The 9083-nt window shown below is 39.7% G+C and carries 7 protein-coding genes and 1 pseudogene; 6 read left to right on the forward strand and 2 right to left on the reverse strand.

Translation table 11 applies throughout. The features are described from left to right. Both AACY61_RS04100 and AACY61_RS04105 read left to right on the forward strand, forming a co-directional pair. Positions 1 to 2340: M28 family peptidase (locus tag AACY61_RS04100; RefSeq protein ID WP_339610319.1), on the forward strand; the 2340-nt coding region annotated here is incomplete at its 5' end. Continuing rightward, positions 2327 to 3127 carry an SDR family NAD(P)-dependent oxidoreductase gene (locus AACY61_RS04105; protein WP_339610320.1) on the forward strand — a complete coding sequence of 267 codons (801 nt, stop codon included), beginning with the start codon at positions 2327 to 2329 and terminating at the stop codon, positions 3125 to 3127. The genes AACY61_RS04100 and AACY61_RS04105, both read left to right, overlap by 14 nt. Positions 3128 to 3182: 55 nt before the next feature. Here AACY61_RS04105 and AACY61_RS04110 read toward each other — a convergent pair whose 3' ends face one another. Next, positions 3183 to 5246 carry a M13 family metallopeptidase gene (locus AACY61_RS04110; RefSeq protein ID WP_339610321.1) on the reverse strand — a complete coding sequence of 688 codons (2064 nt, stop codon included), beginning with the start codon at positions 5244 to 5246 and terminating at the stop codon, positions 3183 to 3185. 101 nt (positions 5247 to 5347) lie between these two features. Further along, complete coding sequence (locus AACY61_RS04115; RefSeq protein ID WP_339610322.1) at positions 5348 to 5872, reverse strand: hypothetical protein; 525 nt, start codon at positions 5870 to 5872, stop codon at positions 5348 to 5350. Positions 5873 to 6063: 191 nt separating this feature from the next. Between AACY61_RS04115 and AACY61_RS04120 the strand changes: the two genes are divergently transcribed. The 4 genes and pseudogenes from AACY61_RS04120 to AACY61_RS04135 all read left to right on the forward strand — a co-directional run. Next, complete coding sequence (locus AACY61_RS04120) at positions 6064 to 7014, forward strand: NAD-dependent epimerase/dehydratase family protein (RefSeq protein WP_339610323.1); 951 nt, start codon at positions 6064 to 6066, stop codon at positions 7012 to 7014. Between the two features lie 2 nt (positions 7015 to 7016). Next, entirely contained in the window at positions 7017 to 7805 is a 789-nt protein-coding gene (locus AACY61_RS04125; RefSeq protein WP_339610324.1) for a fumarylacetoacetate hydrolase family protein, read from the forward strand. Between the two features lie 4 nt (positions 7806 to 7809). Continuing rightward, entirely contained in the window at positions 7810 to 8733 is a 924-nt protein-coding gene (locus tag AACY61_RS04130) for an acetaldehyde dehydrogenase (acetylating) (RefSeq protein WP_339610325.1), read from the forward strand. 5 nt (positions 8734 to 8738) lie between these two features. Then, positions 8739 to 9083 (forward strand): annotated as a pseudogene (locus AACY61_RS04135) (hypothetical protein); the annotation flags it as partial.

Here is a 9083-nt window from a genome sequence, read left to right on the forward strand (position 1 = left end):
TTTTTAATTCTTTGTTTTTTAGTTTTTCTGAGTTTCAGACTGCTGATGCCGTCAGAAATAAGCGACTTGAACACACCGGAAAATGAGTTTTCAACAGAAAGAGCTCTTTCTCACCTTAAAGTAATTTCTGAAAAACCCCATTATATTGGAAGTCCTGCCCATCAGGAAGTGCGGGAGTACCTCATCAGTCAATTAGAGTTATTAGGACTGGAAGCACAAATTCAGGAGGGATATACTTTAAACAAAAAATGGAATGTGTTGGCGAAACCTAAAAATATCCTTGCTCGCATTCCCGGGAGAGAAAAAGGCAAAGCGTTGATGCTTTTGGCACATTATGACAGCGCTCCTCATTCCAAAAGCTATGGTGCCAGTGATGCAGGTTCGGGTGTTGTAACAATTCTTGAAGGAGTGAGGGCTTATCTTGCATCAGGACAAATACCCAAAAACGATCTCATCATTCTCTTTAGTGACGCAGAAGAGATAGGGCTTATGGGAGCCAAGCTGTTTGTAGAAGAACATCCATGGGTTAATGATGTTGGAATAGTAGTTAACTTTGAGGCGAGAGGGAGCGGCGGTCCCTCAAATATGATTCTGGAAACCAATGAGGGCAATGCCACTTTGGTTAAGGAATTTGTTAAAGCAAACCCTTCTTTTCCGGTTGCTTCGTCATTAATGTACAGTGTTTATAAAATGCTTCCTAATGATACAGACTCTACAATCTTTAGAGAATTGGCTGATATTGATAGTTACTTTTTTGCATTTATTGATGACCATTACCATTATCATACTTCGGCAGACACTTTTGAAAACCTCGACAGAAATACACTGGAACACCAGGGAAGCTATGTGATGGCTATATTAAGCCATTTTACTGAAAGTGATTTAAGCAATCTGAAAGCTGAGGAGGATTACATCTATTTTAATGTGCCTTTTATTAAGTTGATTAGTTATCCTTTTTCTTGGATAATACCAATGCTAATGTTGGCAATCCTATTATTTGTTGCACTTGTTCTCTATGGAATTGCAAAGGGAAAATTACTAAGAAATGAAATTTATAAAGGGTTTGTTCCTTTCTTGTCAGCCCTTATCTTAAGTGGTCTTATTGCCTATGGAGGCTGGAAACTTATGTTGAAAATATATCCCGGTTATTCTGAAATATTACATGGTTTCACCTATAACGGACATCTTTATATTGCAAGCTTTGTTGCATTAACACTTACCATTTGTTTTCGGTTTTACGGAAGTTTTAATCGAAAAGAACGGCCTGTAAATTTGTTTATTGCGCCTTTATTTCTTTGGTTAATTATAGCCGTATTAATGGCACTGTATCTTAAGGGAGCAGCCTATTTTATAATTCCTGTTTACTTTGGACTGTTGATGTTGTATTTAATGATCAGACATAGGGAACCCTCTATTTTACTTATGCTGTTCTTATGTATACCAGCTCTTTTTATTTTTGCACCCTTAATTCAGTTTTTTCCTGTAGGTTTAGGATTGGATATGTTGTTTGTAAGTGCTGTGTTTACGGTCTTACTTTTTGGGCTTCTTGTACCGGTGTTAGCATCCTTTAAAAAGAAAAAAATCTTTTCATACCTGTTTTTTCTTTTGGCAATTGGCTGTTTTCTGGGGGCTCATTTCACATCAGATTTTAATGAGGACCGACAAAAACCAAATAGCTTGGTGTATTTCCAGGATGTTGATAGTCAACAAGCCTTTTGGGTAACTTTTGATCAAACAATGGATGAATGGACTCGAAGCTATTTAGGAAATGAACCTTTGAAGGCCACTGACCTTATTTCAAATGTGGCAGAAAGCAAATACGGAACTGGTTTTTCTTATGCAGTTGCTGCCCCTGGGAAAGAAATTTCTGAACCTGAAGTTGTGCTTTTAAGTGATTCAGTATATAACAACTTAAGAACCGTTAAGCTATTAATCACTCCACAAAGAACAGTAAATAGAATTGCTTTATTTGCCGATAAAGAAGCGGTATTTAAAAATTTTGTGGTAAATGGTCAATCTGTACCAATAAATCAAAGCACTGGAAATGCTATAGATAACAGACCAACCAGCACATTGCTTAACTTTTATGTGTCAGACAATGATGCTCTGGAAGTGGAGTATAGTATTTCTATTATCTCAAATCACCCTCTGATTATTCAGGAAATGTCTTTTGATTTATTGGAGCATCAGCAATTTGCAATTCCGAAACGTTCAAAAAATGAGATGCCCAAGCCATTTATTACAAATGATGCTGTCATTCTCCAAAAGAGTATCAATCCAAACAGCCTGCGTAAAATTGCTCAGCCTGAAAATATTGCCGATACAGATGAAACAGATTAGTATATTGGGTTGCGGGTGGCTGGGTTTACCACTGGCGCTTTCTCTGCTGAAAAAAGGGTATAAAATTAAGGGTTCCACAACCTCAAAAGAAAAGCTGAAAACCCTTTCAAAGGTCTCTGTTAAGCCTTTTTTGGTTGAACTCTCTGCAAATAGAATTATCGGTGAAATTTTCACTTTTCTAGATGATAGTGAGACACTAATTATCAATATTCCTCCGGGAATGAGAAGTAATCCTTTAGAGTCATTCAGTGCTAAAATAGAATTACTTATTCCCCATATTGAAAAATCAGACATTCAATACGTGCTATTTGTAAGTTCTACTTCAGTTTTTGCTGACCATCAGGGAGAAGTTGATGAGAAAACTCTTCCATTGCCTGATTCAATTTCTGGGAAAGAGCTTTTAAAAGTAGAACAATTATTAAAAAACAACTTGAATTTTAAATCTACTATAGTCCGCTTTGGCGGCCTTATAGGTCCTGAAAGACACCCAGTAAAGTATTTGGCGGGAAGAAACAACCTAAAAAGCGGGAAAGCGCCTGTCAATTTAATTCATCTTGAAGATTGTATTGGAATTATTGAGGAAATTCTAAAACAAGCAGCCTGGGGGAAGGTTTTTCACGGTGTTTTTCCGGGACATCCATTAAAGAAAGAGTATTATTCACTAAAAGCAGAAGAACTCAGTTTGCAACTTCCGGTGTTTTTAGAGGAAGAAAATACACGCTATAAAAAAGTGATTTCAAAAGCTGTAACCGAAACTTTACACTATCATTTTCAGAAAAGCATATAAAAAAAAGCTGCTTCAATTTGAAGCAGCTTTAATGTTTTCAATCTATTTTACTAGATTACCAAATTTTAATGCGGTCTTCAGGTGCTAAATACATTGCATCACCTTTCTCGGTAGCAAAGGCTTGATGAAATGCATCCAGATTTCTGATTGGAACCCAGGCTCTATAGTTGCCGGGTGAGTGAGGCCCTAGTTTTAATTGACGCATCATAGCTTCTTCACGGTACTGAATCCTCCAGATGGTTGCCCAGGATAAGAAGAATCGTTGCTCTTGTGTGAAGCCATCAATTAGTCCGGGGTCCCCATTTTCAGCTAAGTACAATCTCAAACCATCTAAGGCAGCATTGGTTCCGCCTAGGTCACCAATGTTTTCACCTAAGGATAACTTTCCGTTGATATGTTGTCCTGGCAATACTTCAATAGCGCTGTACTGTTCAGCAAGGCCTTCACCAAGTTTTTCAAATGCAGTTAAATCATCTTCTGTCCACCAGTTGTTAAGGTTACCTTCAGCATCAAAACGAGCACCACTGTCGTCAAATCCATGGGAGATTTCGTGGCCAATTACGGCACCAATACCTCCAAAATTCACAGCAGGATCTGCTTTATAGTCATAAAATGGTGGCTGTAAAATAGCAGCAGGAAATACAATTTCGTTGAATGCCGGGCTGTAGTAAGCATTCACAATTTGTGGTGGCATAAACCACTCCGTTTTGTCAACCGGTTGACCAAGTTTTTCTATGGTTCTGTTGTAATTCCATTGAGAAGCAGCCATTCGGTTTTCAAACAACGAAGCGTCTTCTTTAACTTCAAGTTCAGCATAGTCTTTCCATTCGTCAGGATAACCAATTTTAATATTGATTTTGTGAAGTTTTTCAAGTGCTTTTTCCTTAGTGTCTTCTGTCATCCAAGGCAGGGCTTTGATACGGGTATCATAGGCTTGAACAACCTTTGCTATCATTTCTTCAGCGGTTTCTTTAGCCTCTGGCGGGAACATTTTTTCTACGTAAAGCTTACCAACTGCTTCGCCCAGCACTCCATTTACTGTGCTCAATGCACGTTCATCAATGGGTTTTTGCTTTTCAGCACCACTCATTGTTTTTGCGTAAAAATCCCAGTTGGCTTTTTCAATTTCAGTCGTAAGCATTCCGGTTGAACCGTTAAGACCTGACCACCTCAGAAAGGTTTTCCAGTCTTCAACATTATTTTCTGCGAAAATATCGTTCAAGGACTCTGTGTATTTTAACTCGGTAATAATAATAGTGTCAATATCTTTAGCTCCAATTCCTTCAAAGTATTTTGTCCAGTTAATCTGGGGCACCATAGATTGGAGTTGCTCAACTGAACGCGGGTTGTTTCTTTTGCGGGCGTCACGACGCTCTGCACGATCCATTCTGTGTTCAGCAAGTTTGGTTTCAAATGCCAAAATGCGTTCGGCTTGTGCTGCAGCATCTTCTTCAGTGTCGCCTAAAAATTGAAGCATACGGGTGACATGAGCTACATATTTTTCACGTTTTTCTTTTGAGTCGGCGTCATCATTCAAATAATAATCTTTGTCAGGAAGACCCAAGCCAGATGCACCCAGATAGGGGACATTTTTGTTACTGTCATTTGGCGCTCCTGATACGTAAAAGCCAAAAAAGTCTGAACTTCCTTTCGATTGCATTTCCACTAAATAGTTTTGTAAATCTTCTATGTTTTCAATGGAAGCAATTTTTTCCATATAAGGAAGAACGGGCTCAATGCCTGCTTCATTTCTGCTTACAGTATCTAAAATAGATTTGAATAAATAAACCGCTTTAGCCTGATCTGATCCGGCCTTTATAGATGGATCGTCCATTGCTTCTTTAAGTATGTTCAGTACATCTTGGTTTGTTTTTTCACGCAAAGCACCAAAGCTCCCCCAGTTGGTCTCATCTTCTGGAATGGGATTTTCATCCAGCCAGGTTCCGTTTACATATCTGAAAAAATCTTCGGTGGGGCTTACGGTAGTGTCCATATAAGCCAGGTTGATACCGTGGTGAGTGTCTTCTGTTTGTTGCTCTGTTTTGTCAGTTTTACACCCAATGGCGACAGCTGCAAATGCTGCAACGGCCAGCATAGGTTTTAGTGTTTTGGTTTTCATTATTTAACTTTTGGATTTGATGTCAATAAGTTGCCCAAGGTATTATTATTGTTACATTTATAGTGTTAAAATAAAATTAAAAAAAACTGGTTTAGTTTTGTTTAATCATTATTAGGGCTGTCTTTTTGATCTGAATTTTGGTCGAACCGTGTCATTTCATCAATACGTTGTTTTTCAAATGTTTCGTTAATTTGAATGATTAGGTTGCTGAATGCTGTATTGGTCTCCTCGAGGTTTTTTGAGATTACCTGAGTTGTTACATTGGGTTGGTGCATGGTTTCATCAAGTAGTTTTACACGCACATTTACAACCCGCATTCTTGAAGAAATCGGTTTGGTGTTGAGGGGTTCAGGAATGTTTCTTAATAGGGAATCACTCACAGACACCATGCGTTTGGTTTCGGTTTGGTAATTTCTAACATTTCCGCTATTGATGCGTTTCAAGTCGTTTTCAAACTCCTGAAAATATAGCCAGGATGTAATGATGTTTTGAGCATCAGCACTGAGCTGCGGAAAATCAACATTGGTTTTAGGAAGTGAAATGGTTACCGAGTCAGCTGTTTCTGTGGCGGAATTATTCTTTTGATTGCTGCCTGAATCGCAGGCAATCACCAAATACAAAAACATGAAACTGATTGTTAAAAGACGCATAAGAGTAATATAGAATGACGAAATTAAACTATTTAGCAAAAACCTGTGTTAAATCCATTCAAAAATTATAAACTATACGGCTCTTCAATCAAAGAAACGGTTAATTGTTAAATCAAAGTGAGCATACAAATGGGATTTCATATCTTTACAACACAAAAAATTAATTCATGAAGTCAAGAATACTTATCCTTGGTGCCTGTGGTCAAATAGGCACGGAACTTACAAACGCATTGCGTGAAAAATATGGAAACCATAAAGTCATTGCCAGCGATATCAGAGAAGGCGAACCCGAATTAATGCAAAGTGGCCCTTTCGAAATTATAGATGCTACCAATTATGAAGCCATTGAAAACATCGTCATTCGTTATGAAATAAGTGAGGTGTATTTAATGGCCGCAATGCTTTCAGCTACTGCCGAAAAATTCCCTATGAAGGGGTGGAACCTCAACATGGATTCATTGTTCAACGTATTAAACCTTGCAAGAGACAAAAAAATTGAGAAAGTATTCTGGCCATCGAGTATTGCTGTTTTTGGTCCTACCACTCCCAAACGAGACACACCTCAGCGAACAGTAATGGAGCCATCAACGGTATATGGAATCAGCAAACAAACCGGCGAACGTTGGTGTGAATATTATAACAAACGCTATGGTGTGGATGTGAGAAGCATACGATACCCCGGCATCATCAGCTGGCAAACGCTACCCGGTGGTGGCACAACTGATTATGCTATTGACATCTACCACAAAGCCCTGAAACACAATAAGTACATTTGTTTTTTAAACGGTGAAACGACCTTGCCCATGATGTATATGGTAGATGCGATTAAAGCAACAATGGACATTATGAGTGTATCGGAGGCACAAATTAAAAACCGTTCTTCATACAATTTAGCGGCCATCAGTTTTAACCCTGAAGAAATAGCTGCCAGTATCAGAAAACAGCTACCCGATTTCACAATAAGCTATGAACCCGATTTTCGTCAGGCCATTGCCGACAGCTGGCCACAAAGTATTGATGATTCCGATGCCCGGTCAGACTGGGGCTGGCAACACAGCTATGACCTAGATGCCATAACAGAAGAAATGATTCAAAACCTTCAACCAAAATATTCTTGATTATGGTAGAAGACCCAAAAATAAGGCAATCGGCCAATCAACTCCTACTAGCTTCACAGTCAAAAACCCCCTGCCCCCCTGTCAGATCAATTATTGGTGAAACCGATCAAAAAGTGGCCTATGAAGTGCAGAACCTAATTACAGCAAACAGACTTCAAAAGGGTTTTAAAATCATCGGAAAAAAAATTGGGCTGACTTCAGAAAAAGTACAACAGCAATTGGGGGTGAACCAGCCGGACTATGGCATGTTGTTTGATGACATGCAAATTCCAAACGGTGGAACCCTTTCCTTTAAAAAACTGATGCAACCCAAAGCAGAAGCCGAAATTGCCTTTGTCCTCAAAAATCAAATCAATAGTACAAACCCCTCCATGAAAGAGGTCATAGAAGCCGTTGACTATATTGTTGGCGCCATCGAAATCGTGGGTAGTCGCATTGTAAACTGGGACATCAAAATCACCGATACCATTGCTGATAATGCTTCAGCAAGTCATTTTGTGCTGGGTGATGTAAAAAAACAACTCAACGACATTGATATCATTGGCTGCGAAATGCAACTTTTTAAAAACAATCAACTGGTTTCAGAAGGTTGTGGTTCAGCTTGTTTGGGCTCACCACTGGTGGCACTTCAATGGTTGGCAAAAAAGATGAGCAGTCTTGAGAGTCCTTTACATCCGGGCGATATTATTCTTTCAGGCGCTCTGGGTCCCATGGTAGAGGTTCAGGAAAATGACAACTTAATTGCCACCATCGATGGCTTGGGTGAAGTCAATGTTAATTTTATTAAATAATGTGATGCAAAAAACAAAATCAGCCATCATCGGCTCCGGAAATATCGGCACCGACTTGCTCATAAAAATCATCAGAACCTCAAAACTGCTGGAAGTTTCCGTTTTTGTGGGAATAGACCCGGAATCAGACGGATTGAAACGAGCGAAACGAATGGGTATTAAAACCACTTCAAAGGGCATTGATGGCTTGATTGATATGCCCGAATTCAAAGACATTAAAATTATTTTTGACGCCACTTCCGCAAAGGCACATCAGTACAACTATAATAAAATAAAAGCTTTTCCCGGCAAGAAAATGGTAGACTTAACTCCTGCCGCTCTGGGTCCGTTTTTAGTGCCGGCAGTAAATTTTGAAGGGTTTAAGGATCTGGACAATGTCAATATGGTTACCTGTGGCGGGCAAGCTACCATCCCAATGGTGGCGGCTGTTTCCAGAGTTTCAAAAGTACATTATGCCGAAATCGTAGCCTCAATAGCCAGCAAATCAGCCGGACCTGGCACGCGAGCCAATATCGACGAATTTACCGAAACCACTGCCGATGCCATCGTCAAAGTGGGCGGTGCCACACGTGGAAAAGCAATTATTATCCTCAATCCCGCAGAACCTCCATTAGTTATGCGTGATACAATTTTTACACTCAGCGAGCCGGCAGACAAAGGGCACATAAGTGAAAGTATTAAGCAGATGGAAGCCGAAGTACAAAAATATGTATCCGGTTATACTCTTAAACAAGAAGTACAATTTGAGGAGATTCCTGAAAGTAACCCCGTTTTTATTGAAGGATTGGGAAAAGTATTTGGTCTCAAAACAACCATCATGCTCGAAGTTGTCGGTGCAGGTCATTACTTGCCTGAATATGCCGGTAATTTGGATATTATGACCTCAGCGGCATTGGCAACGGGGGAACGTTTAATTGAAATAAATTAAAAACTATGAGTATTAATAACGAGATTCCCGCCTTCGCGGGGGTGTATATCCAGGACGTAACGCTAAGAGATGGGATGCATGCCATTGGCCATCAGTATACCAAAGCGCAGGTATTTCAAATTGCCAAAGCATTGGATAACGCAAAAGTGGACGCGATTGAAGTGGCTCATGGAGATGGTTTGGCCGGAGGAAGTTTTAATTATGGTTTTGGATCGCACTCCGACTGGGATTGGTTGGAAGGACTTGCTGACACACTTGAACATGCCGTGCTGACCACACTTTTATTGCCGGGGATTGGAACCATATCTGACCTGAAAAGGGCAGCAAAACTGGGTGTAAAATCGGTGCGC

Source organism: uncultured Planktosalinus sp. (assembly GCF_963973675.1).
Taxonomy (GTDB): Bacteria; Bacteroidota; Bacteroidia; order Flavobacteriales; family Flavobacteriaceae; genus Planktosalinus.